Here is a 24,955-nt window from a genome sequence, read left to right on the forward strand (position 1 = left end):
TCCACGGCTGCTCGGATACGCTGTGCTCGTGGACATCAAGATCGGCATCACCAACAGCCCGCGCGAGATCGCGTTCGAGACCGCCCAGACCGCCGACGAGATCGAGCAGGCCGTCGCGGCCGCCCTCGGCGACGAGTCGACGCACCTGTCGCTCCAGGACGACAAGGGCCGTCGGTTCATCGTCCCCGTCGGCTCGCTCGCCTACGTCGAGGTCGGCGCGGAGGAGTCCCGTCGCATCGGTTTCGTCGCCTGACGTGGAACTGCTCTTCGCGGTCCTCGGCGGCCTGATCGTCGGGGCCGTCGCGCACCTGGTCGTGCCGTGGCGCTCCAGCCGCGGTTCACTGCTCGGGCCGGCGCTCGGCGGCATCGCCGCCGCCGTCCTGTGGGAGGCCCTTACATGGGCCGGCTGGCGCTACGACGCGACCTGGATCTGGGTCGTGGCCCTCGTCGGCGCCGGCGTGGTCGCCCTCGTCGCGGAGTGGTTCCTCGGCCGGCGCCGCACGGCCGCCGACACGGCGTACTTCGAGCGCGCCAAGGCTGAGGGCGCCTGAGTCCGAGGACGCACCACCCGCGGGACGTGACGGGACCGCCGGGTGCGAGCCGCGCCTCCTGGACCGCCGTCAGGCCGTCAGGCCGAGCGCGTCCATGCGTCGCGTGTGCGCGGCGATGAGCTCCGTCCACACCGGCTCGAGCCGCTCCTGGTCCTCACGCGCGTGGGACGCGAGCGCCGAGCGGGCCACGAGCAGGGTGTCGCCGACGAGTCGTCGGCCCCACATCGCGAGCCGTGAGCCGACCTTCGGGTCCTCGGCGATGCGCTCGGTGAGCTCCTCGACGACGGCGGCTTCCTCGCGCGCGTCGAACACGGTCTTCAGCCGCTGGCGCACCTCGGCCGGGAGCGACCGCAGCAGCGAGCCGAACAGGTCGTTCAGGATGCCGGCGGTGACGTAGCCGGTGAGCATCGACTCGTACCAGTCGGCGCCGCTCGTGCGTTCGAGGAAAAGGTCGATCGCCTCGCGGTGGGGTGCCATCAGCGCAGCGGGATCGCCGCCCGTCCGCTCGATCTCGGCGACGATCGCCCGGTGCCGCTCGAGTGCCGTGGTCGCGAGCACGCCCGTGACGAGCCGTCCGGACAGCGTGGGCGCTCCGGCTCCGGCGCGGCCCATCGTCTCGTAGAGCGAGAGTTCGAGGTACGCGGCCTGGCCGAGGTACACGTCGAGCTCGGGGCTGACGTCGTCGAGCTGCAGGCGTTCGACGGGCGAGGCGTTCCGCGGGTTGCGCGACGCGAGCCACGCGGCGGCGAGCTGCGCAGCGCGCTTCCGGTTCCACCACGACACCACCCGACGAGCATAGCGGGAACCGCCCCGGCACCCCGCCCGACCGGCCCGTCGGTAGACTGGTCGGGACTTCCACCAGGACTAAGGTGATTCTTTGACTTTCGCAGACCTCAACATCGAGCAGGACATCGTCGACGCGCTCGCGACGAAGGGCATCATCGAGCCCTTCCCGATCCAGCAGCAGACGATCCCGCTCGCCCTCACCGGCCAGGACATCATCGGCCAGGCCAAGACGGGTACGGGCAAGACCTTCGGCTTCGGCCTGCCCCTCATCCAGCGACTCGGTGCCGACCCGGACCACGGCGTGAAGGCCCTCGTGGTCGTCCCGACCCGTGAGCTCGCGGTCCAGGTGACCGAGGACCTCGAACTCGCGACCTCGAACCGCCCGACGACCATCGTGTCGATCTACGGCGGCAAGGCGTACGAGGGCCAGATCGAGCAGCTCAAGGCCGGCGCGCAGATCGTCGTCGGCACACCGGGTCGACTCATCGACCTGCAGCGCCAGCGCCTGCTCGACCTCTCCCACGTGCAAGAGGTGGTCCTCGACGAGGCCGACCGCATGCTCGACCTCGGCTTCCTGTCCGACATCGAGCGGATCTTCCAGGCCGTCCCCGACGTCCGGCACACGATGCTGTTCTCGGCGACGATGCCGGCGCCGATCGTCGCACTGGCCCGCCGCTTCATGAGCCGCCCGGTGCACATCCGCGCCACGGACCCCGACGAGGGTCTGATGCAGGCGAACATCAAGCACGTCATCTACCGCGCGCACTCGCTCGACAAGGACGAGGTCATCGCCCGCATCCTGCAGGCCGAGGGGCGCGGCAAGACCGTGATCTTCACCCGCACGAAGCGCGCCGCCGCGAAGCTCGTCGAGGAGCTCAAGGACCGCGGGTTCAACGCCGCGGCCGTGCACGGCGACCTCAACCAGGAACAGCGCGAGCGCGCCATGGCCGCCTTCAAGGCCGGCAAGCGCGACGTGCTCATCGCCACCGACGTCGCGGCCCGCGGCATCGACGTGGACGACGTCACGCACGTGATCAACCACACGATCCCGGACGACCCCGACACGTACCTGCACCGCGCCGGACGCACCGGTCGCGCGGGCAAGACCGGCATCGCGGTCACGTTCGTGGACTGGGACGACCTGCACAAGTGGACGCTGATCGACAAGGCGCTCGAGTTCGGCATCCCGGAGCCCGTCGAGACGTACTCGTCGTCGCCGCACCTCTTCGAGGAGCTCGACATCCCGGCCGGCACGAAGGGTCGCCTGCCCGGTGCCTCGGCGCACGCAGCCTCGGCCGGTGGCCCCGCCGAGAAGTCCTCCGGCGACCGTCAGCGCAGCAGCTCGCGTCCGCCGCGCACGCGGACCCGCTCGGGCTCCGGTTCCCGTTCGGGAGGCGCGGCACACGCCGACACGCAGGCCCCGGCCGACGGCGCCCCGGCTCCGCAGGCCGCTGGCACCGAGAGCGCGTCGGCCGACGGTTCCACGGACGGTGCCGCGAAGCGTCGGCGTCGCCGCCGCCGTCGCGGTGCCGGCGGCGGGTCGTCCGAGGCGACCGCCTCGGCACCGCAGGGGTCGTCGGACGGCGAGTAGCGCCTCCGGACCGAAGGGCCCGTCGCTGACGCGACGGGCCCTTCGTCGCATCCGCCGCGGGACCGTTCTCACGCCCTGAGCGACAGATCACGCGCACGCTGATCCGTGAGGTGTCGCTGGGTCCGAAAGGTCGTCGGGGCCCGGACCCGTGGGGCGCCGGTCAGGGCAGGCGGGAGCCGGCGCCGACGACGGGCGCGCTGCCGGTCGCCTCGGAGCGGATCGCGTCGAACGCGGCCAGTGCCGTCCGGTGCTCGCCCAGCCGGTTCGGCTTGCCGGTGCCGTGGTAGTCGCTCGACCCGGTGACGAACAGCCCGTACCGCGTCGCCCAGTCGAGCAGGGTGCGCTTGCCGTGCGCGAGGTTCTCGCGGTGGTCGACCTCGAGTCCGCCCAGCCCGGCCTCGACCAGCTCGCGGAGCATCGGCTCGTCGATGACGATCCCGCGCGACGACGCCGCCGGGTGCGCGATCACCGGCACGCCGCCGGCCTGCCGGATGAGCTCGACGCCCCGGAGCGGACTCGGCGCCTCGTGCGGCTCGTAGTACCCGGAGGCCGGGTGCAGGATGCCGCGGAACGCCGCGCTGCGGTCGGGCTCGAGCCCGCGGGCGACCAGGGCGTCGGCGATGTGCGGACGGCCGATCGTCGCACCGTCCCGCGACTGCGCGAGCACGTCGTCCCAGGTGATCGGGTGGTCCTGGCCGATGCGCTCGACCATGCGCCGCGCACGCGCGAGACGGCCGTCACGGATCCGCTGGGTCTCGGCGACGAGGGCCGGGTCCGCGGGGTCGACCAGGTAGCCGAGGACGTGCACGCTGCGGTAGCCGACACGGGTGCTGAGTTCGAGACCCGGGAGGAGCGTGAGCGGCAGGTCGCGGGCCGTCGCCGTGGCCTCGTCCCACCCCGCGGTCGTGTCGTGGTCCGTCAGCGCGACGGCGTCCAGTCCGGCGGCCGCTGCCGCCCGGACGAGGTCCGCGGGTCGCTCGGTGCCGTCGGAGACGCTCGAGTGCGCGTGCAGGTCGATGAACGGATCGGGCACGTCGCCAATGCTATCCGCAGGTGAGCGGGCGCACAGGCCGCGGTGCGAGCGGCGGTGCGATGATGGGTGCATGTCCGACACCACGCCCCGCGCGACGAGCAACCGTTCCACCACCCCCGGATCCTCGACGTTCAAGGACTACATCGGCTCGCAGTGGGCCGATCGTGACCGTCCGCTGCCCGAGCCCCGCGAGCAGGCCGCGTTCGCCGCCGACCGCCGCGCCAAGCTCTCCGAGCTGCACCCCGGCCGGACGATCGTCGTCCCCGCCGGGCAGGCCAAGGTCCGCTCGAACGACTGCGACTACCCGTTCCGTCCGCACTCCGCCTTCGCCCACCTCACCGGCTGGGGAACCGACACGGTCGTCGGATCCGTGCTCGTGATGACGCCGAACGGCACCGGCCACGACGCCACGCTGTACTTCCGCGCGACCGCCGGCCGCGACTCCGAGGAGTTCTACGCCAACCCCGAGATCGGTGAGTTCTGGGTCGGTCCGCGTCCCTCGCTCGACGAGGTCGCGGCGGACCTCGGGCTCCGGACGGCCGACCTCGGCGCGTTCGACGCCGTCCGCGACGAGCTCGACGCGTCCGCCCTCGTCGTCCGCGACGCCGACACCGACCTCACGCGCGGCCTCGACGACCGGATCGGCAGCGCCGTGGGTGGCGCGCCCGAGGCCGACGGCGTGCCCGCGACGGACGACGCCGCCGCGCGCGACCTCTCCGAGCTGCGGCTGGTGAAGGACGCCTACGAGATCAACGAGCTGCGCAAGGCCGTGAACGCGACCAAGGCCGGGTTCGACGACGTCATCGCCGACTTCGACGCCGTCCTGGCGCACCCCCGTGGCGAGCGCATCGTCGAGGGCACGTTCAACCGCCGTGCACGTGCCGACGGCAACACCGTGGGCTACGACACCATCGCCGCCTCGGGCCACCACGCCTGCATCCTGCACTGGACCCGCAACGACGGCGCCGTCGAGCCGGGCGACCTCATCCTCATCGACGCCGGTGTCGAGGTGGACTCGTTCTACACGGCCGACATCACCCGGACGCTCCCGGTCAGCGGCACCTTCACCGACGTGCAGCGGCTCGTCTACGAAGCCGTGCTTGAGGCGGCGGACGCTGCGTTCGCGATCGTGAAGCCCGGCATCACCTTCCGTCAGGTGCACGCCACTGCGATGGAGGTCATCGCGCGCAAGACCGCCGAGTGGGGCTTCCTGCCCGGCACGGCCGACGAATCGCTGCAGCCCGACAACCAGTTCCACCGCCGCTACATGGTGCACGGCACGAGCCACCACCTCGGCCTCGACGTGCACGACTGCGCGAAGGCCCGTCGCGAGATGTACATCGACGGCATCGTGCAGCCCGGCATGGTGTTCACGATCGAGCCCGGCCTGTACTTCCAGCAGGACGACCTGACCGTGCCCGAGGAGTTCCGCGGCATCGGCGTCCGGATCGAGGACGACATCCTCGTGACCGAGGACGGCGCCGAGAACCTGTCCGTCGGCATCCCCCGGACCCCCTCGGAAGTGGAGGGGTGGATCGCCCGCTCCGGCCGCTAGCCTGAGCGTGTGACGACTCCCGAGGTCTCCCCCAGCATCCCGTCGGACCCCGTCGACGGCGCGTTCTCGATCGACGTCGAGCACTTCGACTCGCCGGACGCCCAGCGACTCCGAGCTGCCCAGCGGCTGGAGATCGACCGCGCCTACGGCGGCGACACCGAACCGGGCGAGAAGCCGACGGCCGACTCGATCGCGGTCTTCTTCCTCGCCCGCGACGACGACGGCACGCCGCTCGGATGCGGCGGGCTGCGGATCGTGCAGGACGGCATCACCGAGATCAAGCGCATGTACGTCCGGCCCGAGTCCCGCGGAGCGGGCGTGGCGACGGGGCTGCTGCGCCGACTCGAGGACGCCGCGCTCGACCTCGGTTCACCGGCGCTCGTGCTGGAGACCGGCAACGAGCAGAAGCGGGCGATCGGGTTCTACGAACGCGAGGGGTTCACGCGCATCGCGAACTTCGGGCCGTACGTCGGGGTCCCCACCTCGATCTGCTACTCGAAGGTCCTGTAGTCCGCCGCACGCCGGCACCGCGTCGCGCCGAGGTCGCACGAACGGCCGCTCCCCGTGACGGGGAGCGGCCGTTCGTGCGACCTCGGCGGGCGTGAGCGGCGAGCCGTGCGACCGGAGCGGCCGCGAGGCCTCAGCGGGACTCGTCGTCCTTCGACCCGGACTCGGGAGCACTCGGCGGCGGCGTGGTCCCGGTGACCCGTTCCCCGTAGCGCGGCGGCTCGTCGGCACGCGGCTGTGCAGCGGGCGTGGGCTCGGCCGGGGCAGGGGCGGTCGTGGGGGTCTCGCCGTAGCGCGGCCCCTCGTTCGTCCCGTAGCGCGGCGCACCCGTCTGCGTGCCGGAGGCCGACGTGCCGGACTGCTGCGCGCCTCCCGGCTGCTGGTGCGGTGTGGCGTGCCCACCGTACGGCGATCCCTGCTGACCGCCTCCGTACGGCGATCCCTGCTGGCCGCCACCGTAGGGCGATCCCTGCTGACCGGCGCCCGGCCCGCCCGCCGGACCACCGGCCGGAGGACCCGGCCGCCACGGCTGCTGCCCGTGGAGCCCCGGACCACCGGCGCCCGGACCACCGGCGCCCGGACCACTCTGCGGGCCCGGGGCACCCGGGGTCCCGGGGTTCCAGTGGGTGGCCGGCGCGATCCCGGCCTCGCCGAGGATGCGGCGGGCCTGCCCGGTCAGCTGCGGGGCGACGACGATCTGGTAGTTCGTGGCGAGCACCTGGTGCACGCTCGTGAAGTCGCGCTGTCGCTTCGTGATCGCGAACGACACGATGCCGTAGAGCATGCCGAACGCCGCGCCGATGATGGCCGCGGCGAGGATGAGTCCCCCGGCGCTCGGCGAGAAGAGCGTCAGCACGATGCCGAAGAAGATGCCGAGCCAGAGACCGGACAGCGCGCCGGCGATCGCCGCACGGCCGTACGTCATCTTGCCGGTGACCCGCTCGACGGTCTTGAGGTCGTTGCCGACGATCGAGAGCTGGTTGACCGGGAAGTCGGCCTCGGCGAGCTTCGCCACCACGCGCTGGGCGTCGGGGTAGCTGTCGTAGGTGCCGAGGACGTCGCCCTTGGGCAGCGTCGGGAAGGCCTGGGCGGTGCGGCCGCCGAACGGGCTCTGATTGCTCACACAGCCATCATTCACCGCACACCTTGCAATCGCACGTGCACTCTCAGGGAAGCCGCCGACCGCCGCGGCGGTTCCGCTCGGACGTACCGACTACGCTGGGTCGGGTGAGCGCCACGAAGGTCTTCGTCGCCCGTCTCGCCGGGTGCTCCGTCTTCGACCCCGCCGGCGATCGCGTGGGTCGCGTCCGGGACGTCCTGGTCGTGTACCGCCGAGCCGACCCCCCGCACGTCGTCGGCCTGATCGTCGAGGTCCCCGGCAAGCGCCGCATCTTCGTCAGCATCGGCCGCATCACCTCGATCGGCGCCGGGCAGGTCATCACGACCGGCCTCGTGAACATGCGCCGCTTCGAACAGCGCGGCGGCGAGGTCCGGGTGATCGCGGAGATGCTCGGTCGCAAGGTCCTCATCAAGAAGGAGCGCACGCGCGCCACCATCGAGGACGTCGCGATCGAGGACCGCGGGCAGGGCGAGTGGGAGGTCTCGCAGCTCTTCCTCCGGAAGCCCAAGACCACGCCGTCCCCGTTCGGCAAGGGCCCCACGACGTTCGCGACCTGGAACGAGGTCACCGAGGACGAGCTCCCCGGCGAGGCCCAGTCGGCCGAGCACGTCATCGCCGCCTACTCCGACCTGCTGCCGGCGGACCTGGCGTCCACGCTGCTCGACCTCCCCGCCGAGCGCCGGTTCGAGGTCGCCGAGGAACTCCCCGACGACCGGCTCGCCGACGTGCTCGAGGAGATGCCCGACCAGGAGCGCATCGAGATCCTCACCCGGCTCGAGGACTCCCGGGCCGCCGACGTCCTCGACCACATGCAGCCCGACGACGCGGCCGACGTCCTCGCGCAGTTCTCCGACGAACGCAGCGAAGCGCTCCTCCAGCTCATGGAGCCGGAGGAGGCGCAGGACGTCCGCATGCTCCTCGAGTACGAGCCGGACACCGCCGGTGGGCTCATGACGACCGAGCCGGTGATCGTCTCGGCGGACGCCACCGTCGCCGAGGGCCTCGCACTCGTCCGCCGTCACGAACTCGCGCCGGTGCTCGGTGCCGCCGTCTGCGTGACGCTGCCGCCGTACGAACCGCCGACCGGGCGGTTCCTCGGGCTCGTGCACTTCCAGCGGATGCTCCGGTACCCGCCGAACGAGCGGCTCGGCACCCTGATCGACCAGCAGACCGACCCGGTCCGCGTGGACGCGAGTGCGGCCGAGGTCACCCGCATCATGGCGACCTACAACCTGCTGTCCGTCCCCGTGGTCGACGACGCCCACCGTCTCGTCGGGGTGGTGACGATCGACGATGTCCTCGACCACGTCCTGCCGGACGACTGGCGAAGTCAGGGCGAGGGGGAACCCTCACCGCTTCCACGCCAACGCCCACGCAGGACGCCCGTGACGACGGGAAGGAGGACCACCCGTGGCCCGAACGGATGACAACCGCCGCGATCGCGAGCGGACCGACGCTCGACTCGACTCGCCCAAGGGCATGCGCACCCGCGTCCTGCCGACCCGACGCCGCGGCCGTGGTGACACCTTCGGTCGCGCGACCGAGGGCATCGCGCGGGCCATGGGCACGCCGTGGTTCCTCGTCGGCCTCACCCTCTTCTGCGTCGTGTGGATGGGCTACAACACGCTCGCACCACGGGCGTGGCAGTTCGACTCAGCGGCGATCGGCTTCACGGCCCTGACCCTCGTGCTGTCCCTGCAGGCGTCCTACGCGGCGCCGCTCATCCTGCTCGCCCAGAACCGGCAGGACGACCGCGACCGGGTGCAGTTCGAGCAGGACCGGCAGCGCGCCGAGCGGAACCTCGCGGACACCGAGTACCTCGCCCGCGAGGTCGTGGCACTCCGCCTGGCGATGCGGGACATGGCGTCGAAGGACTTCATCCGCGCCGAGATCCGCTCCCTGCTCGAGGAACTCGACCGGCGCGACGCCGAGGACGCCGGCTTCGCCGACGAACCCGGCACGACGGCCCGTGGCTGACGCCGCCAGGACCGACGAGCAGCTGGGCACCGCGGTCCTCGCGGCGCTCGGCCGCGTCGTCGACCCGGAGATCCGCCGGCCCGTCACCGAGCTCGACATGATCCGTGGCGTCGACGTGCAGCCAGGAGGCGCGGTTCGCGTCGACCTGCAGCTCACGATCGTCGGGTGCCCCGCCGCCGACACCATCGAGCGCGACGTGCGCGTCGCCGCGGGGTCCGTGGACGGTGTCTCCAGCGTGGCGGTCGACGTGTCCGTGATGGCCCCGGCGACCCGCGCCGCGCTCACCGAACGCCTCCGCGCGGGGAGACCCCGGGGCGTGCAGTTCACCCCGGACTCGCTCACCCGGGTGATCGCGGTCACGAGCGGCAAGGGCGGCGTCGGCAAGTCGACGGTCACCGTGAACCTCGCGGCGGCCCTCGCGGCCCGCGGGCAGCGCGTGGGGATCGTCGACGTCGACGTGCACGGGTTCAGCGTGCCCGGGCTGATGGGCCTCACCGACGAGCACGGCGTCGCACCCCGGCCGACACGGGTGGACAGCATGATCCTCCCGCCGGTCGCCCACGACGTGAAGGTCGTCTCGATCGGCATGTTCGTCGACGACGTCTCGACCGCGGTGTCGTGGCGCGGCCCGATGCTGCACCGGACCGTCTCGCAGTTCCTCACCGACGTGTACTTCGGCGACCTCGACGTACTCCTGCTCGACCTGCCGCCCGGCACGGGGGACGTGGCGATCTCGGTCGGCCAGCTCCTCCCGCACGCCGAAGTCCTCGTCGTCACCACACCCCAGGCGGCCGCGGCGGACGTCGCCGAGCGGAGCGGTACGGTCGCCCGGCAGACCGGGCAGCGGGTGATCGGCGTGGTCGAGAACATGGCGGGTCTCGTGCAGCCGGACGGCCAGGTGCTGCACCTCTTCGGCGAGGGTGGTGGCGAGGAGACCGCGCGACGGCTCTCCCGCGGCCAGGACGCCCCGGTGCCGGTCCTCGGCAGCGTGCCGCTGTCGGTGCCGCTCCGCGAGGGCGGGGACGCCGGGCTGCCGGTCGTGCTCGGCGTTCCAGAAGACCCGGCGGCGCTGGCGCTGGCGGAGATCGCGGACCGCATCGGCACCATGGGGCGCGGGCTGTCGGGTCGGAAGCTCGGTCTGACGCTGTCGTAGGGTCGAGTGCATGAGCACTGATCACGTCAGCGTCGACTGGGAGCAGGCCCGCGACACCAACCGCGCGAACTGGGACGACCGGGTGCCCATCCACGAGGGCGCCTACGAGATCGACGCCCTGACCGACCCGGACCACCGCTCGACCGTCGTCCGCGACGACCTGCCCGCACTGCGCCCCTGGCTGCCGGACGGCTCCCTCGCCGGCCTCGACCTCTGCCACCTGCAGTGCCACATCGGCACCGACACGGTCTCGCTCGCGCGTGAGGGCGCCCGGGTCACCGGCGTCGACTTCTCCCCCGCGGCGCTCGCCTCGGCCGCCGGGCTGTCGACACGGCTCGGACTCGACGTCACCTGGGTCGAGACGGACGTCCTCGACGCCCGAGCTGCGGTGGTCGGCGACTTCGACGTCGTCTACACGAGCATCGGCACGATCTGCTGGCTCGACGACCTGGACCGCTGGGCCGCCCAGGTGGCGGCGCTCCTGCGGCCGGGCGGCGTGTTCTTCATCCGCGACGGCCACCCCGCCCTGTACGCGCTCGACGAGGACGCCGACGGGCTCGTCACCCGCTACCGGTACTTCGCGGACGGCTCGGCACAGCAGTGGGACGACGCCGGCACCTACGCCGGCGAGGGCACGGTGGCGAACACCCGGACGTACGAGTGGCCGCACCCGCTGTCCGAGATCGTGAACGCCATGCTCGGTGCCGGGCTCCGACTCCGACGACTCGACGAAGGCCGCACCCTGCCGTGGCGGTTCAGCCCGCGCATGGTCGACACCGGCGACGGCTCGTGGGCGTGGCCCGGCGAGGACCGGGACCGGCTCCCCACGACGTTCACGATCGTCGCCACCAGGGACTGAGCGGGTGGACCACAGCCGAACAGTCCGGGGACCGCTCGGCTGTACGTCCTTTCATGGACAGGTCGTTCCACCGCAGAGCATTATGCAGGGGTATTCCACAATGCTCCTGCGGAATCGGGTCTGCAGGAGCTCCACCCGTGTCCGGCAACGACGCCGGCCGAGGACAGGAGAACCGTGTGAACAGCAAGACCAGGCTCAGGATCGGACTCGTCGCGGTGATCGCGGCGGCACTCGCGGGCGGCTCCGTCGCTGTGGGGCCCGCGATGGCCGCCACCGCGGCGTGCGCGACCGCGTGGAACGCCGGCACCGCCTACACCGGCGGGGCAACGGTGAGCGAGAACGGCACGAACTACACCGCGAACTGGTGGACGCAGGGCGACGACCCGGCGACCCACTCCGGGGCGACGGGGAGCGGCCAGCCGTGGACCTCGACCGGCGCGTGCAGCGGCACGGGCACCGGCGGCGGCACGGGTGGTGGCACGGGTGGCGGCGGGACCGGCACGGGCGGGGGTACCGGCGGGGGCACGGGCACGGGCGGCTCGGGCGGGACGGCGAAGGGCCTGGTCTTCAGCCCCTACAAGGACGTCACCGTGAACCTCGACTGGAACACCAACGTGATGAACACCGCGGTCACCGGATCACGGATCCCCGTCGTCGGGTCGTCGAACAGTCTCGTGTCCACCCGCGAGCCCGGGCTCGGGGCGATCACCCTCGCCTTCGCGACCGGCACCTGCGGCAGCGAGAACTGGGGCGGGGTCGCCGCGGACGCCTTCGCGAGCGCCAACATCCCGAAGCTCGACGCCGCCGGGGTGAACTACATCGTGAGCACCGGCGGCGCGGCGGGGTCGTTCAAGTGCTCCGGTACGGCGCTGCAGAGCTTCATCGCGCGGTACGCGACCCCGCACATGATCGGCGTCGACTTCGACATCGAGAGCGGGCAGTCCGCGGCCGACGTGCAAAACCTCGTGAACGCCGCGGCGCTCGCGCAGTCGAAGTACCCGGGGATGCGGTTCTCGTTCACCCTCGCGACCCTGGCTGCCAGCGACGGGAGCTTCGGCGGCCTGAACAGCACCGGTGACGCCACGGTCAAGGCCATCAAGGCGTCGAGCCTGACGAACTACACCGTCAACCTCATGACGATGGACTTCGGCCGCGCGACGACCGCGAACTGCGTCCTCTCCGGGTCGACCTGCGAGATGGGCAGGTCCTCGATCCAAGCCGTCACGAACCTCGAGCACACCTACGGCATCGCGCCGTCGAAGATCGAGGTCACCCCGATGATCGGTGTGAACGACGCCTCGGACGAGGTGTTCACCCTCGCCGACGTCGACACGCTGACCGCCTACGCGAAGGCGAACGGTCTCGCAGGCATCCACTTCTGGTCGCTCGACCGGGACACCCCGTGCTCCTCCACGACGGCGATGTCGACCTGCAGCTCGGTGCCGAGCGCACCGGCGCTCGCCTGGACGGACCGGTTCCTGGCCGACCTGCGGTAGACGCGGCCATCTGACGGCCAGGAGGCGCGGTGCCGGCTGGCAGCGCGCCTCCTGGCCGTCACACGGTCACGTGATCCGGCGTCAGGTCGCCTCGGCGTCGAACGGTGCTGCCTCGCCGACGGCGAGCGGCACCACGGGTGCCGTCGCACGGACCTTGGAGGCGGTCACCTGCGCCGTCTGCACGGCGGCCACGCTGCTGCCGGAGTCGAGCAGCGCGTCACGGATGATGCGTCGCGGGTCGTACTGCCGGGGGTCCAGCTTCTGCCAGTCGACCTCGTCGAACTCCGGGCCCATCTCCTCGCGCATCCGGTCCTTCGCGGTGTCGGCGAAGCGGCGGACGGCCTTGACGAACTCGGCGAGCTTCTGTGCGTACTGCGGCAGCCGCTGCGGGCCGAGCAGGAGGACGCCGATGATCCCGATCACCAGGAACTTCTCGAAGCCGTCGAACACGGTACGAGCGTAACCCGTCCGCACCGCGCAGCACCCGTAGAGTTGTCACCCGAACGGAGTGTGCGTGTCAGAGAAAGAGTCGAACTGGAAGTTCGCCGAGGACATCGTCTCGGAGTCCGAGGTGATCGCCCGAGCGCGGGAGCACTCCCTCGAACTCGGGGTCGAGGCGATCTCCCCCGCCATCGGCGCACAGATCGGGGTCGTCGCGGCCGCCTCGCGCGCCACGAGCATGATCGAGATCGGGACCGGACTCGGGGTGTCCGGGCTGTACCTGCTCGGGGGCGCACCGTCCGCCACGCTCACCACGATCGACGTCGAGGTCGACCACCAGCAGTACGCCCGTGACGCGTTCATCGCCGCCGGCACCGCACCCGCACGCATCCGGCTCATCCCGGGTCGCGCGAACCAGGTGCTGCCGCGCATGAACGAGGCGTCCTACGACGTCGTCCTCGTCGACGCCGACCCGGAGCACGTCATCGAGTACGTCGAGCACGGCCTGCGGCTGGCGCGCCTCGGCGGGACCGTCCTCGTGCCGCACGCCCTGTGGCGCGGCCGCGTCGCCGATCCCGTGAAGCGGGACCGGGCGACCACCGACTTCCGCCTGCTGCTCACCGAGGTCTCGACGTCGGGTGCGGTCATCAGCGCACTGTCGCCGGCCGGAGACGGACTGCTGCAGATGACGAAGGTCTCCGCCTAGTCGGTGTCGTCTCGGTCGGGGTCGTCGTTCCCGAGGTGGCGCAGGTAGCGCTCCGGGGACTCGAGGAACGACCGCTGGTGCCGGACCAGGTCGAGGTCGGCCCATTCCGTCCGTCGGAGCCCCCACTCGCCGACCTCGTGGATCGTCGCACCGGGGAAGGCCGCGAGCACCGGTGAGTGCGTCGACATGAGCACCTGTCCGACACCGCTCTCGACGATGGACTGCAGCAGGCCGATCAGCGCCAGACAGCCGGAGAACGACAGCGCGGACTCGGGCTCGTCGAGGATCCACAGGCCGGGCCACCGCGCGCGGTCGATCACGAAGTCGAGGAACGACTCGCCGTGGCTGCGCTCGTGGAAGACCGGCTCGGGTCGGGCGTGGTTCGGGTGCTCCTCGAGGTAGGTGAAGAAGCCGTGCATGGTCTCCGCCCGCAGGAAGAACCCGCCGCGCGGGGCGCCGAAGTCGCGTCGGATGGCGATGTGCTCGCACAGGTCGGACTCGGACGGACGGGTCGAGTGCCGTGACCCCGTGCCGCCGCCCTCGGGTCCCGTGCCGAACTGCAGCGCGATGGCCTCGACGATGGTGGACTTGCCGACACCGTTCTCGCCGACGAAGACCGTGACCGGGTCGAGGTCGAGCCCCTCGTCGAGGAGCTGCCGGACCGGGGCGAGCGTGGCGGGCCAGACGTCGCGTGGCATCGGGTGCGGGTCGCGGAACTCCTCGACGCGACGGATCGGCAGGTGGGTCCTCGGCACGCCGCCATCTTGCCCTGCCGCGCCGACATCCGCCCTGTGCGGGGCAGACGCGCGCGGTGCGGGGACGGACGGAGGGCCCGGAGCGTACGCGCTCCGGGCCCTCCGTTCTGGTGCGTCGACGTACTAGGCCGAGACGACCTCGGCGAGTGCGTCGTGGAGTTCCTTGGCCTCGGCATCGTTGACCGAGACGACCAGGCGGCCTCCACCTTCGAGCGGAACCCGCACGATGATGAGTCGACCCTCCTTAACAGCCTCCATCGGCCCGTCACCGGTCCTCGGCTTCATGGCTGCCATCAGATGTCCCCTTTCGTGCAGTACATGCACCCCCATTATCTCGTATCGGTGGGGGAACTGCGAAACCGCCCAGGTTGGGGGCCGCGGATCGCGACGTTCTCGCGGTTCCGAGTGGTCACCTTGGCGTGTGCCGTACATCCGCTCCAAGCGCCGTCAACCGCTCGACCCCGCCGTCGAGGCCGTCCCAGCGGGCATGCGCGTCGCCGGGGCCTTCTCGTGGCGACTGATCGTCGTCGTCGGGGCCCTCGCCGTCGTCGTGGCCCTGGTCATCCTGCTGCAGGACATCGTGGTGCCGTTCCTCATCGGCCTCATCGTGTGCGCCCTGCTCGCGCCGTTCTCGCGGTTCCTGCAGCGACACCGGTGGCCGAAGTGGCTCGCGGTGCTGTCCTGCTTCCTCGCGGTGGTGATCGTCATCGGCGTGCTCGCCCTCGTCGTCACCGCGCAGATCCGGTACGACCTGCCGATGCTCGAGCACCGCCTCGACCACAACGTGCAGTCGCTGCAGTCCCTGCTCGCCACCGAGCCGTTCGGGATCACCGCCTCGCAGGTGACGAAGTGGCTGTCCGACGGGACGAAGTTCCTGCAGTCGCACGCGTCGTCGATCGCCTCGGGCGCGGCGGAGGCGGGGAGCGGGCTCGTGCACGTGCTCGAGGGCCTCTTCATCGTGGTGTTCACGACGATCTTCGTGCTCGTCGACGGGCCGCGGATCTGGTCGTGGGTGGTGCGGCTCTTCCCCCGCCGGGCGCGCGGTCGGATCGACGTCGCCGGACAGGCCGGGTGGAAGACCCTGACGAGCTTCATCCGGGTCCAGCTCGTCGTCGCGGTCACGGACGCGCTCGGCATCGTGATCGGCGCCCTCGCGCTGCAGGTGCCGCTCGCGATCCCGATCGGGGTCATCGTGTTCTTCGGCGCGTTCGTCCCGGTCGTCGGCGCCATCGTCGCCGGGGTCGTGGCGGTCGTCATCGCCCTCGTGTTCAACGGCTGGGTCCCGGCGTTGATCATGCTCGGCATCGTGATCGCCGTGCAGCAGCTCGAGAGCCACGTCCTGCACCCGTTCCTCACCGGGTCGGCGGTCCGCGTGCACCCGCTCGGTGTCGTGCTCGGCGTCACCGCGGGCACGACCATCGCCGGCGTCGTCGGGGCGTTCTTCGCGGTGCCGTTCATCGCCACCGCGAACGCGATGATCCACGCTGCGGCGTCAGCGGACCCCGAGGCGGTGGAACGCGGCGCCGAGGAGCGCGAGGTCGACGCCGATCACGGCGGGGTCGACGCCGATCACGGCGGGGTCCAGTCGTAGCCGTCGATCCACCAGCAGAAGTACATCCACACCCACTGCAGCGCGATGCACACGACCACGACCGCCACCCGGTAGACCCGCGACCGGGGCAGCGCCACGATCCCGAGCAGCGGGGCGATCGGCAGCAGGATGCGCCAGGTGCTCGACTGCGGGAAGAACACCGCCAGCAGGTACACGAGGTAGGCGACGCCCCACAGGCGCAGCTCCAGCCCGATCCGCCTGGCAGCCGGCAGGGCGACGAACACCACGAACCCGACGACCACCACGGCGAGCAGGACCGCGCCGGCCGGCTGCCCGAACCACCACCCGAAGCCCTGCACCCAGGGTGCGAACGGGACGAGTTCCTTCCACCCGATGTAGGACGACCGCCAGGCCAGCTCGGTGTCGGTGTACGCCCGCGGCACCCCGGTGACCGCCCAGGCGATCGCCGGCCACGCCAGGCCGACGAGCCCGGACACCACGGCGACCACGGCGGGCGGCACGAGCTGGCGAACGGTGAGCGGTGCGGACGCCCGGACCCAGGCCGGCCGGACCGCCCACGCCACGAGGAACAGCGCGATCAGCAGCGCGAACGCGAGCCCGGTCGGCCGGGTCATGCCGAGCAGCAGCACGACCGGGAGCATCGACCACCAGCGGCGGTCCACCATGAGCAGCAGGGCGACGAGGAGCAGGAACAGGCCCATCGACTCGGCGTAGGCCACCTGGAACATCGCGGAGACGGGGGCGACGACGAACAGCACCGTCGCGAAGGTCGCCCGCGCCGGGTCGAGGAACCGCCCCATCAGCCGTCGGAACACCAGTGCCGCGCCCCAGCCGAACAGCACCGACACCGACACCGCGACGAACTCGAAGGACGCACCCGTGACGGCCATCAGACCACGCACGAGGAACGGGTAGGCGGGCATGAACGCCCACGCGTTCTCGGTCACGTGCCCGGCGGTGTCCACCGGCAGCGTCGACGGGTACCCGGACGCGGCGATCACCCGGTACCAGGCACCGTCCCAGATCGACGAGAACGACAGCAGGCCCGGGTGCTGCACCGTGAACGAGTTCGCGGCCTGCACGCTCGCGAACGCGGCGAGCATCACGCCCGTCACGATCCGCGCGAGCACGTAGACGACCGTGATCCGCACCCACCACGGCACCACCCGGTAGCGGGCGTTCCACCGGGCGCGGGCAGGGCTCAGCCGGGTCGACCCGGCCGTCGTCAGGCCGTCAGCCACCGACGCAGACCGTGCTCGACCGAGGTGATCTGGTCGACGGGGACCTGCTCGTCGTCGTGGTGGGCCCAGACCGGCTCGCCGGGGCCGTAGTTGACCGCGGGGACGCCGAGCGCCGAGAACCGGGCGACGTCGGTCCAGCCGTACTTCGGCCGGGGTGCCGGACCCCCGACGGCCGCGACGAAGTCCTGCGCCAGCGGAGCGTCGAGCCCCGGCCGGGCCCCGGCCGCGAGGTCGACGATCTGCACGTCGTAGCCGTCGAACAGCTCACGGACGTGGGCGACGGCCTCGTCGGCGGTGCGCGACGGAGCGAAGCGGTAGTTGACGTGCACCATGACCTCGTCCGGGATGACGTTGCCGGCGATGCCGCCCGTGATGCCGACGGCGTTGAGCCCCTCGCGGTAGTCGAGCCCGTCGACCGTGACCGTGCGCGGCTCGTACGCGGCGAGGGTGGCGAGGATCGGTGCGGCCTTGTGGATCGCGTTGTCGCCGATCCAGCTCCGGGCACTGTGCGACCGCTTGCCGAAGGCACGGATCTCGGCGCGGAGGTTGCCGTTGCAGCCGCCCTCGATCTGCGCGCCGGAGGGCTCGCCGAGGATCGCGAAGTCCCCCGCGAGGAGCTCGGGTCGGGTCCGGGCCAGGCGACCGAGCCCGTTCAGGGCGTCGCTGACCTCTTCGTGGTCGTAGAACACCCACGTGACGTCGACGTTCGGTTCGGCGAGGTCGTACGCGAGCTTGAGCTGCACCGCGCACCCGGCCTTCATGTCGACCGTGCCGCGGCCCCACAGGATCTCGGTCCCGTCATCGGCGGTGCGGAACTCGGTCGGCAGGTTCGCGTTGAGCGGGACGGTGTCGATGTGCCCCGCGATGACGACCCGGCGGTCGCGGCCGAGGTTCGTGCGCGCGACGATCGCGTCGCCGTCTCGGATCACCTCGAGGTGGGGCAGCGGCGCCAGGGCGGCCTCGATCGCGTCGGCGAGCGGTCCCTCGTTGCCGGACACCGACTCGATGTCGCAGATGGCACGGGTGATGTCGATGGACGAGGCGGTGAGGTCGAGCGGCTCCGGCATGCGGGAAGCCTACCGGCCGACCCTTGCAGGGGCCGTCGAGGTGACCACCTGTGGACGGTTCGTGCTCTGTCCACAGGTGCCGCGCTTCCAGGCCGGGAGGCGCGGTGCGCGTCCGTCGGACCCGTCCGGACGGACGGGTGGTCGCCACCGACCGCTGGGTACCCTGGTGCGGTGACCGACACGACCGCTGCCACCGACCGCCCGACCCACGCCTGGGGCCACGGCCTCGCGACGATCGCCGCCGACGGCACGACGCTCGACACCTGGTACCCCGAGACCCACCTCGGCGCACTCCCCGCCGACGCCGCGTTCCCCGCCGAGCTGCGGGCGCACGTCGGCGACGACCCCCGCCGTGCCGTCACGATCGAGGCGGTCACGACCGAGGTCACGATCGACGCGGCCCCCGCCAGCACGCCCGACGCCTACCTGCGCCTGCACCTGCTCAGCCACCTGCACGTCCGCCCGAACGAGGTCAACCTCGACGGCGTCTTCGCGCACCTGCCGATCGTCGCCTGGACGAACGCCGGCCCCGTGCACCCCGACGACCTGACGCGGCTGCGCCCCGGCCTGCAGCGCGCCGGGATCGCCGTGCACGCCATCGACAAGTTCCCCCGGCTGGTCGACTACGTCGTGCCCGACCGCGTGCGCATCGGCGACGCCAACCGGGTCCGTCTGGGCGCGCACCTCGCCCCCGGCACCACGGTCATGCACGAGGGCTTCGTGAACTTCAACGCCGGCACGCTCGGCGACGCCATGATCGAGGGGCGCGTCTCCCAGGGCGTCGTCGTCGGCCACGGCACGGACATCGGCGGCGGCGCGTCCATCATGGGCACGCTGTCCGGCGGCGGCACCCACCGTGTGTCCCTCGGCGAGCGGGCGCTGCTCGGGGCGAACGCCGGGCTCGGCATCTCGCTCGGCGACGACTCCGTGATCGAGGCGGGCCTGTACGTGACGGCCGGCACGAAGGTCGTGCTCGTCGGGGCGGCACCGAACCCCGACGGGACGCCCCGGACGGTCAAGGCCGCCGAGCTCTCGGGCACGCCGAACATCCTGTTCCGCCGCAACTCGCTGACCGGCGCAGTCGAGGCCCTGCAGCGGCGGGGGCAGGGCATCCAGCTCAACACCGCGCTGCACGCCTAGCCGGTCGTCGGCCGTGGGGGTGGTCGAGGGGCCGCACGGCCCGGTGCCGGTCCGCCGGTACGCGGCTCGTACGGAGGCCGCTCGGGGCACGACGCTCGTGTGGCTGCACGGCGGCGGGTTCTTCCGAGGTGACCTCGACCTGCCGGAGGCGCACGCGGTCGCCGGTGCCCTCGCCGACCGCGGACTCGACGTCGTCACGGTCGACTACCGTCTCGCTCCCCTGCCCGGGTTCCCGTTCGTCGGACGACGCGGCGCCCGCGGTCGACGACACCACCCGGTACCGAACGACGACGTCCGCGCCGTCCTCGCCGAGGTGCGTGCGGCGGCCGACGGCCCGGTGTTCCTCGGTGGCGCGAGCGCCGGAGCGTGCCTCGCCGCGGCGGTCACCCTGGCGCTGCCGGAGGATCGGCGTCCGAACGGCCTCGTCCTCGCGTACGGGTTCTTCCACGCCAGGACGCCCCGCGACCCGGCGGTGCTGCGGTCGGTGCGCGGGCACCGCCGCGTGACCCACCACCCGGTGCTGCTCGACCTGGCGAACCGGAACCACGTCGGACGCGCGGGCGACGGCGACACCGCGTTCCCCGGCGGGACGGACCCGTCGGGCATGCCGCGCACGCTCATGGTGGACGCCGAGCACGACACGATGCGGGCGTCGGGCGACCGGTTCGCCGCCGAGCTCCGGGCCGCCGGCGTCGACGTCGAACGGCACGTGCTCGCGGCAGCGCGGCACGCGTTCCTCAACCGACCGGGGTCGCCGGACTCGGACCGGGCGCTCGACCTCGTCTCGGCGTGGGCAGCGCGCGTCGCCGGCGCCTGAGCGGCGGCGCGGCGCGCTCGCCCGACGGCTGGGCGGCGTGAGCGGGCAGGCGGTGGAGCCGGCCGTGCGACGGACGGGAGGCGCGGTGCGGGCCGGCACCGCGCCTCCCGTCCGCCGCCGCGCCCGTCCCGCCACTCCCGCACAACCAAAGTCACGTCGAACCACGCGATGACATGGTTCGACGTGACTTGTGTTGTGCGCTGCGCGCCCCCGAACGAACATCGCGCCCCGTCGGAACGGGGCGCATTGTTCGCGCGGGGGCGCGGTGCAGTGGCGACGCGGCGACCACCGCGCTCCCGCGCGCGGCGTCAGCGCGCCGGGAGGTCCCGCTCGGCGTGCCCCACGTAGAGCTGCTGCGGGCGCCCGATCTTGTTCAGCGGGTCGTTGTTCAGCTCGCGCCACTGCGCGATCCACCCCGGCAGACGCCCGATGGCGAACAGCACCGTGAACATCCGCGGCGGGAAGCCCATCGCCTTGTAGATGATGCCGGTGTAGAAGTCGACGTTCGGGTAGAGCTTGCGGCTGACGAAGTACTCGTCCTCGAGCGCGATGCCCTCGAGCTCCATGGCGATGTCGAGCAGGTCGTCCTGCACGCCGAGTGCCTCGAGCACCTCGTGCGCGGACTCCTTCACGAGCTTCGCGCGCGGGTCGTAGTTCTTGTAGACGCGGTGCCCGAAGCCCATGAGCTTCACACCGCGCTCCTTGTTCTTCACCCGCTCGACGAAGCGGGTCACGGGCTCGCCCGAGTCCTTGATCTGCTGGAGCATCTCGAGGACGGCCTCGTTCGCACCGCCGTGCAGGGGGCCGTACAGGGCGTTGATGCCGGCGGAGATCGAGGCGAACATGTTCGCCTTCGTCGAGCCGACCAGCCGGACCGTGGCCGTCGAGGCGTTCTGCTCGTGGTCCTCGTGCAGGATGAGGAGCCGCTCGAGGGCCTTCGACAGCACCGGGTTCGGCTGGTAGGTCTCGGCCATGGTGCCGAAGTTGAGGCGCAGGAAGTTGTCGACGAACGACAGCGAGTTGTCCGGGTACAGGAACGCCTGCCCGATGGACTTCTTGTGCGCGTACGCGGCGATCACCGGCAGCTTCGCGAGGAGCCGGACGGTCTGGAGCTCGACCTTCTCGGGGTCGTCGACGTCCATGTCGTCCTCGTAGTAGGTCGACAGGGCGCTGACGGCGCTCGAGAGGACCGACATCGGGTGCGCCGAGTGCGGCAGGGCGTCGAACAGACGACGGAGGTCCTCGTGCAGCAGCGTGTGCCGACGGATCCGGGCGTCGAAGGACGCGAGCTCGGACTCGGTCGGGAGCTCGCCGTAGATGAGGAGCCAGGCCACCTCGAGGAAGGTCAGGTTCGACGCGACCTGGTCGATCGGGTAGCCGCGGTACCGCAGGATCCCCTGGTCGCCGTCGATGTAGGTGATGGCGCTCTTCGTCGACCCGGTGTTCACGAACCCGTAGTCGAGGGTGTTCATCCCGGTCTGCTTCTTGAACGTCGAGATGTCGATGGCGGACGCACCGTCGACGCTCGGCAGGATCGGGAACTCCGCCGTGCCACCCGGGTACGTCAGCGTCGCGGTCGCCGTGGCCTGCTCGGCGGCGGGACTCACGGGGACGGGCGTGGTGGGCGGTGTGGCCGTCTTCTGAGCGTCATTGGCAGTGTCAGTCACGGTGACAGCCTAATCGCGCCCACTGTCGGTCGTGCACACATCGAGCCTCAGGACTTGGTGGGAACCACGGATTGCGCGGAGCGCGAAAGGCTCAGGCGGATGCCAGACGCCGCGAGCTCGCCAGTCGCTGCGCGGCTGCGGCGATGCGTTCGTCGGTGGCGGTGAGGGCCACGCGGACGTGCTCCGCGCCCGCCGATCCGTAGAACGTGCCCGGTGCGACGAGGATCCCGCGCTCGGCCAGCCAGGCGACGGTGTCGAGTGCGGGTTCGCCCCGGGTCGCCCAGAGGTAGAGACCCGCATCGCTGTGGTCGATCCGGAAGCCGGCGCCTTCGAGTGCCCGTCGGAGCATGTTCCGTCGGGCGCGGTACAGCGCCTTCTGCGCCTGCACGTGGGTCTCGTCGGCGAGGGCGACGATCATCGCTTCCTGCACCGGGAGCGGCGGCATCATGCCGGTGTGCTTGCGGACCGCGAGCACCTCGGCGAGGACCCGCGCGTCGCCCGCGACGAAGGCCGCCCGGTACCCGGCGAGGTTCGACTGCTTCGACAGCGAGTAGACGCTGAGCACGCCGTCGACGGAGTCCCCCACCACCCGGGGGTCGAGGATGGTCGGCGTGGGGGCGACGTCGTAGGGCGGCTCCCACCCGAGTTCGGCGTAGCACTCGTCGCCGACGATGACCGCGCCGAGTTCCCGGGCCCGCTCGACCGCGGCACGCAGCTCGTCGATCGACAGGACGCGGCCGTCCGGGTTGCCCGGCGAGTTCAGCCAGACGAGCTTCGTGGTGGACGGCCACGCCGCCGGGTCGTCCGAGGCGAGGGCGTCCGCGCCGACCAGCGCCGCACCGAGCTCGTACGTCGGGTACGCCGCGGCCGGGAACACGACCGTGTCACCGCGGCCGATGCCGAGCCAGAGCGCGAGCCCGGCGATGAACTCCTTCGAGCCGATCGTCGGCAGCACCTGGTCGGGCGTCAGCGTGACGCCCTGCCGACGGCCGTACCAGTCGGCGATCGCCTCGCGCAGGGCCGGCGTCCCGGCGACCTGCGGGTAGGCGTGCGCGTCGGTCGCCTCTGCCAGCGCCGTGCGGACGACGGCGGGGGTCGGGTCGACGGGCGAGCCGACGCTGAGGTCGACGATGCCGCCCTCGACCGCCGCTGCCTGCTGCTTGAACGGGACGAGCTGGTCCCAGGGGAAGTCGGGGAGGTCGAGCGCCACGGTCCGGCTCCGGGTCAGCCGCGGGGCGGCTCGGCCATGACGACCGGGTGGTCCTTGTGGATCACGCCGACCTTCGCGGCACCGCCGGGGGAACCGACCTCTTCGAAGAACTCGACGTTGGCCTTGTAGTAGTCGGCCCACTCGTCGGGGAGGTCGTCCTCGTAGTAGATCGCCTCGACCGGGCAGACCGGCTCGCACGCACCGCAGTCGACGCACTCGTCGGGGTGGATGTACAGCGACCGGTCACCCTCGTAGATGCAGTCGACCGGGCATTCGTCGATGCAGGCGCGGTCCTTGACGTCGACACAGGGCTGGGCGATCACGTACGTCACGGTTGGGGTGCTCCCTTCGGACTGAGCAGATCGAGTCTACCCGCGCGGCCCGGCCGCACCTGACCGCCGGGACGGCGAGGTCCGCACTCCGCCTGACCGCGAGGTCCGCACTCCGCCGGACCGCAGGACCGGTCCACACCGCGCCGGACCGTCAGGACCGCATCACCGCGCCGGACCGTCAGGACCGGTCCGCACCGCCGGACCGTGCGGCGGCCGCCCGGATCCCGGACAGGTCCGGCCAGGCGAGCACGAGCGCGGTGACGGCCGCGGGGCCGAACGTCCACACGTAGCCGGCGACGTTCGCGAGCACGAGCGGGGAGCTCTGCCCGGCCACCGAGGTCAGGACCTGCGTCGCGGCGATGATCCCGATGCCGAGCGCGGCGACCATCGCCCGCGACCGGTACAACAGCCGGATGCCGACCGTCAGCCCGACCACGATGAGCGAGGTGAGCACGATCCCGACCGGGAACCCCCCGAGGGCCTGCTGGTGCGTGACGGTGCCGAGTCCCCCGGCGACGAGTCCGAGGACGAGGGCGACCACGACCGCGGTGACCTTGCCCTGCCGCGAGAACTCGGCGAAGGTCTGCGGTGCCTCGGGGACCCGGTCGACGTCGTGCCGGAACGCCTCGGTCGCCCGGGCGTGCTGCCGTTCGCCGTGCGGCATCACCCACGACAGCGCGGTGGGGTCACGGGGATCGACGGGGTCGACGGTCACCTGGGAGCGGTACTGCTCGACGGCCGCCCGGACCTTCGCCCGCACGGGGAGGACGTCCACGGTCAGGTCGGCCTGCCCGGAGTCGGGGTCGACGATCATCGAGAACGGGAGTTCCTCGGCGCGTGCGGCGTACCGCGCCGCGTGGTGGACGCGGACGTGGTCCGGGTGGCCGTAGCCACCGTCGTCGGCGTAGCTCACCACCGCGTCGGCGCCGGTGGAACGGATCGCGGCGCGGATGTCGTCGACGACCTCACCGAGGTCGGCCGCGGTGAGCGAGTCGGCCGGGGCGTCCCCCGCGGCGACCGCGCGACCGTCGGGGCCCCACTGCATGCCGGAGTCGGTGTAGCGGCGCTCGGGCAGGTCCGTCGGCCGTGCACCGGGGCCGCCGAGCCAGAGGTGCGCGGGACCGCCGAGTGCGGCGAGGGCACCGGCGATCTCGGTCTCGCGGTGTGCGGCGACCCGGGGGCCGTCGCCGAAGAGCGGCCCGAGCTCGGGGGTCAGCATCTCCCCGCGCTCACCCCGGGTCGCGGTGAGCACCGTCACCTCGGCGCCGACCTCGAGCAGGGTGGCGATCGTCCCACCGGACGAGAGCGTCTCGTCGTCCGGGTGGGCGTGCACGAACAGGACGCGCTCGGGGCGGGTTGCAGGGGCCTTCGACATCGG

The 24,955-nt window shown here is 71.9% G+C and carries 26 protein-coding genes; 14 read left to right on the forward strand and 12 right to left on the reverse strand.

What is annotated here, in order from left to right; translation table 11 throughout:
- Positions 1-28 precede the first annotated feature (28 nt).
- A complete protein-coding gene (locus tag ACIQUC_RS06110; RefSeq protein ID WP_402264461.1) occupies positions 29-253 on the forward strand; it encodes a DUF3107 domain-containing protein in 225 nt (74 codons plus the stop codon).
- Position 254: 1 nt separating this feature from the next.
- Entirely contained in the window at positions 255-551 is a 297-nt protein-coding gene (locus tag ACIQUC_RS06115; RefSeq protein ID WP_402264464.1) for a hypothetical protein, read from the forward strand.
- 69 nt (positions 552-620) lie between these two features.
- Here ACIQUC_RS06115 and ACIQUC_RS06120 read toward each other — a convergent pair whose 3' ends face one another.
- Entirely contained in the window at positions 621-1,334 is a 714-nt protein-coding gene (locus tag ACIQUC_RS06120) for a ferritin-like fold-containing protein (protein WP_402264467.1), read from the reverse strand.
- A 94-nt stretch (positions 1,335-1,428) separates the two neighbouring features.
- Between ACIQUC_RS06120 and ACIQUC_RS06125 the strand changes: the two genes are divergently transcribed.
- Positions 1,429-2,928: a DEAD/DEAH box helicase gene (locus ACIQUC_RS06125; protein ID WP_022906264.1), complete on the forward strand. Its 1,500-nt coding sequence runs from the start codon at positions 1,429-1,431 to the stop codon at positions 2,926-2,928.
- A gap of 160 nt (positions 2,929-3,088) precedes the next feature.
- On the opposite strand, the gene ACIQUC_RS06130 is transcribed toward ACIQUC_RS06125, so the two are convergent.
- The gene (locus ACIQUC_RS06130) at positions 3,089-3,961 is read right to left on the reverse strand and encodes a PHP domain-containing protein (RefSeq protein ID WP_402264470.1); all 873 of its coding nucleotides are present in this window, start codon (positions 3,959-3,961) and stop codon (positions 3,089-3,091) included.
- 70 nt (positions 3,962-4,031) lie between these two features.
- Between ACIQUC_RS06130 and ACIQUC_RS06135 the strand changes: the two genes are divergently transcribed.
- The gene (locus tag ACIQUC_RS06135; protein WP_402264473.1) at positions 4,032-5,516 is read left to right on the forward strand and encodes an aminopeptidase P family protein; all 1,485 of its coding nucleotides are present in this window, start codon (positions 4,032-4,034) and stop codon (positions 5,514-5,516) included.
- Between the two features lie 9 nt (positions 5,517-5,525).
- Positions 5,526-6,026 (forward strand): GNAT family N-acetyltransferase, encoded by a 501-nt coding sequence (locus ACIQUC_RS06140; RefSeq protein ID WP_022906261.1) that lies wholly within the window; start codon positions 5,526-5,528, stop codon positions 6,024-6,026.
- Positions 6,027-6,156: 130 nt separating this feature from the next.
- Here the strand turns inward: ACIQUC_RS06140 and ACIQUC_RS06145 are convergent, their stop codons facing one another.
- Positions 6,157-7,146, reverse strand: a complete 990-nt coding sequence (locus ACIQUC_RS06145) for a general stress protein (RefSeq protein WP_402264476.1) — start codon at positions 7,144-7,146, stop codon at positions 6,157-6,159.
- Between the two features lie 104 nt (positions 7,147-7,250).
- Here ACIQUC_RS06145 and ACIQUC_RS06150 point away from each other — a divergent pair, with 104 nt between their 5' ends.
- From ACIQUC_RS06150 to ACIQUC_RS06170, 5 genes are all read left to right on the forward strand, one after another.
- Positions 7,251-8,570 (forward strand): magnesium transporter MgtE N-terminal domain-containing protein, encoded by a 1,320-nt coding sequence (locus tag ACIQUC_RS06150; protein WP_402264478.1) that lies wholly within the window; start codon positions 7,251-7,253, stop codon positions 8,568-8,570.
- A 52-nt stretch (positions 8,571-8,622) separates the two neighbouring features.
- Entirely contained in the window at positions 8,623-9,120 is a 498-nt protein-coding gene (locus tag ACIQUC_RS06155) for a DUF1003 domain-containing protein (RefSeq protein ID WP_042723632.1), read from the forward strand.
- Positions 9,113-10,273: an Mrp/NBP35 family ATP-binding protein gene (locus ACIQUC_RS06160; protein WP_402264481.1), complete on the forward strand. Its 1,161-nt coding sequence runs from the start codon at positions 9,113-9,115 to the stop codon at positions 10,271-10,273. Before ACIQUC_RS06155 ends, ACIQUC_RS06160 begins: the two co-directional genes overlap by 8 nt.
- A 10-nt stretch (positions 10,274-10,283) precedes the next feature.
- A complete protein-coding gene (locus ACIQUC_RS06165) occupies positions 10,284-11,132 on the forward strand; it encodes a class I SAM-dependent methyltransferase (protein WP_402264484.1) in 849 nt (282 codons plus the stop codon).
- A 137-nt stretch (positions 11,133-11,269) separates the two neighbouring features.
- Entirely contained in the window at positions 11,270-12,628 is a 1,359-nt protein-coding gene (locus ACIQUC_RS06170; protein ID WP_402264487.1) for a carbohydrate-binding protein, read from the forward strand.
- Between the two features lie 81 nt (positions 12,629-12,709).
- Here the strand turns inward: ACIQUC_RS06170 and ACIQUC_RS06175 are convergent, their stop codons facing one another.
- Positions 12,710-13,078: a twin-arginine translocase TatA/TatE family subunit gene (locus ACIQUC_RS06175; RefSeq protein ID WP_022906173.1), complete on the reverse strand. Its 369-nt coding sequence runs from the start codon at positions 13,076-13,078 to the stop codon at positions 12,710-12,712.
- Between the two features lie 64 nt (positions 13,079-13,142).
- On the opposite strand from ACIQUC_RS06175, the gene ACIQUC_RS06180 reads away from it, so the two are divergent.
- Positions 13,143-13,775 (forward strand): O-methyltransferase, encoded by a 633-nt coding sequence (locus ACIQUC_RS06180; RefSeq protein WP_022906172.1) that lies wholly within the window; start codon positions 13,143-13,145, stop codon positions 13,773-13,775.
- Here the strand turns inward: ACIQUC_RS06180 and ACIQUC_RS06185 are convergent.
- Positions 13,772-14,530 carry an AAA family ATPase gene (locus tag ACIQUC_RS06185; protein ID WP_402264491.1) on the reverse strand — a complete coding sequence of 253 codons (759 nt, stop codon included), beginning with the start codon at positions 14,528-14,530 and terminating at the stop codon, positions 13,772-13,774. The genes ACIQUC_RS06180 and ACIQUC_RS06185 overlap by 4 nt on opposite strands.
- 123 nt (positions 14,531-14,653) lie before the next feature.
- A complete protein-coding gene (locus tag ACIQUC_RS06190; RefSeq protein WP_017887054.1) occupies positions 14,654-14,824 on the reverse strand; it encodes a DUF3117 domain-containing protein in 171 nt (56 codons plus the stop codon).
- Between the two features lie 127 nt (positions 14,825-14,951).
- Between ACIQUC_RS06190 and ACIQUC_RS06195 the strand changes: the two genes are divergently transcribed.
- On the forward strand, positions 14,952-16,121 hold the full coding sequence (locus ACIQUC_RS06195; RefSeq protein WP_022908299.1) for an AI-2E family transporter: 1,170 nt from the start codon (positions 14,952-14,954) through the stop codon (positions 16,119-16,121).
- Here the strand turns inward: ACIQUC_RS06195 and ACIQUC_RS06200 are convergent.
- Together ACIQUC_RS06200 and dapE are read right to left on the reverse strand one after the other, a co-directional pair.
- Positions 16,100-17,344 carry a hypothetical protein gene (locus tag ACIQUC_RS06200; RefSeq protein WP_402264495.1) on the reverse strand — a complete coding sequence of 415 codons (1,245 nt, stop codon included), beginning with the start codon at positions 17,342-17,344 and terminating at the stop codon, positions 16,100-16,102. The genes ACIQUC_RS06195 and ACIQUC_RS06200 overlap by 22 nt on opposite strands.
- Positions 17,329-18,411 carry a succinyl-diaminopimelate desuccinylase gene (gene dapE, locus ACIQUC_RS06205; protein ID WP_402264498.1) on the reverse strand — a complete coding sequence of 361 codons (1,083 nt, stop codon included), beginning with the start codon at positions 18,409-18,411 and terminating at the stop codon, positions 17,329-17,331. The genes ACIQUC_RS06200 and dapE overlap by 16 nt, the downstream gene beginning before the upstream one ends.
- A gap of 171 nt (positions 18,412-18,582) precedes the next feature.
- Between dapE and dapD the strand changes: the two genes are divergently transcribed.
- Positions 18,583-19,551, forward strand: coding sequence for a 2,3,4,5-tetrahydropyridine-2,6-dicarboxylate N-succinyltransferase (gene dapD / locus ACIQUC_RS06210; RefSeq protein ID WP_402264500.1), 969 nt, complete (start codon positions 18,583-18,585; stop codon positions 19,549-19,551).
- 13 nt (positions 19,552-19,564) lie between these two features.
- On the forward strand, positions 19,565-20,368 hold the full coding sequence (locus tag ACIQUC_RS06215) for an alpha/beta hydrolase (protein ID WP_402264503.1): 804 nt from the start codon (positions 19,565-19,567) through the stop codon (positions 20,366-20,368).
- Positions 20,369-20,676: 308 nt separating this feature from the next.
- On the opposite strand, the gene ACIQUC_RS06220 is transcribed toward ACIQUC_RS06215, so the two are convergent.
- The 4 genes from ACIQUC_RS06220 to ACIQUC_RS06235 form a co-directional block, all read right to left on the reverse strand.
- Complete coding sequence (locus ACIQUC_RS06220; protein WP_402265684.1) at positions 20,677-21,975, reverse strand: citrate synthase; 1,299 nt, start codon at positions 21,973-21,975, stop codon at positions 20,677-20,679.
- A 151-nt stretch (positions 21,976-22,126) separates the two neighbouring features.
- Complete coding sequence (gene dapC, locus ACIQUC_RS06225) at positions 22,127-23,245, reverse strand: succinyldiaminopimelate transaminase (protein ID WP_402264506.1); 1,119 nt, start codon at positions 23,243-23,245, stop codon at positions 22,127-22,129.
- A gap of 14 nt (positions 23,246-23,259) precedes the next feature.
- Positions 23,260-23,577: a ferredoxin gene (gene fdxA, locus ACIQUC_RS06230; protein WP_058728223.1), complete on the reverse strand. Its 318-nt coding sequence runs from the start codon at positions 23,575-23,577 to the stop codon at positions 23,260-23,262.
- A gap of 178 nt (positions 23,578-23,755) precedes the next feature.
- Positions 23,756-24,952, reverse strand: coding sequence for a PIG-L family deacetylase (locus ACIQUC_RS06235; RefSeq protein WP_402264509.1), 1,197 nt, complete (start codon positions 24,950-24,952; stop codon positions 23,756-23,758).
- Positions 24,953-24,955: the final 3 nt, after the last annotated feature.

The organism is Curtobacterium sp. NPDC098951 (assembly GCF_044759965.1).
Lineage (GTDB): Bacteria > Actinomycetota > Actinomycetes > Actinomycetales > Microbacteriaceae > Curtobacterium.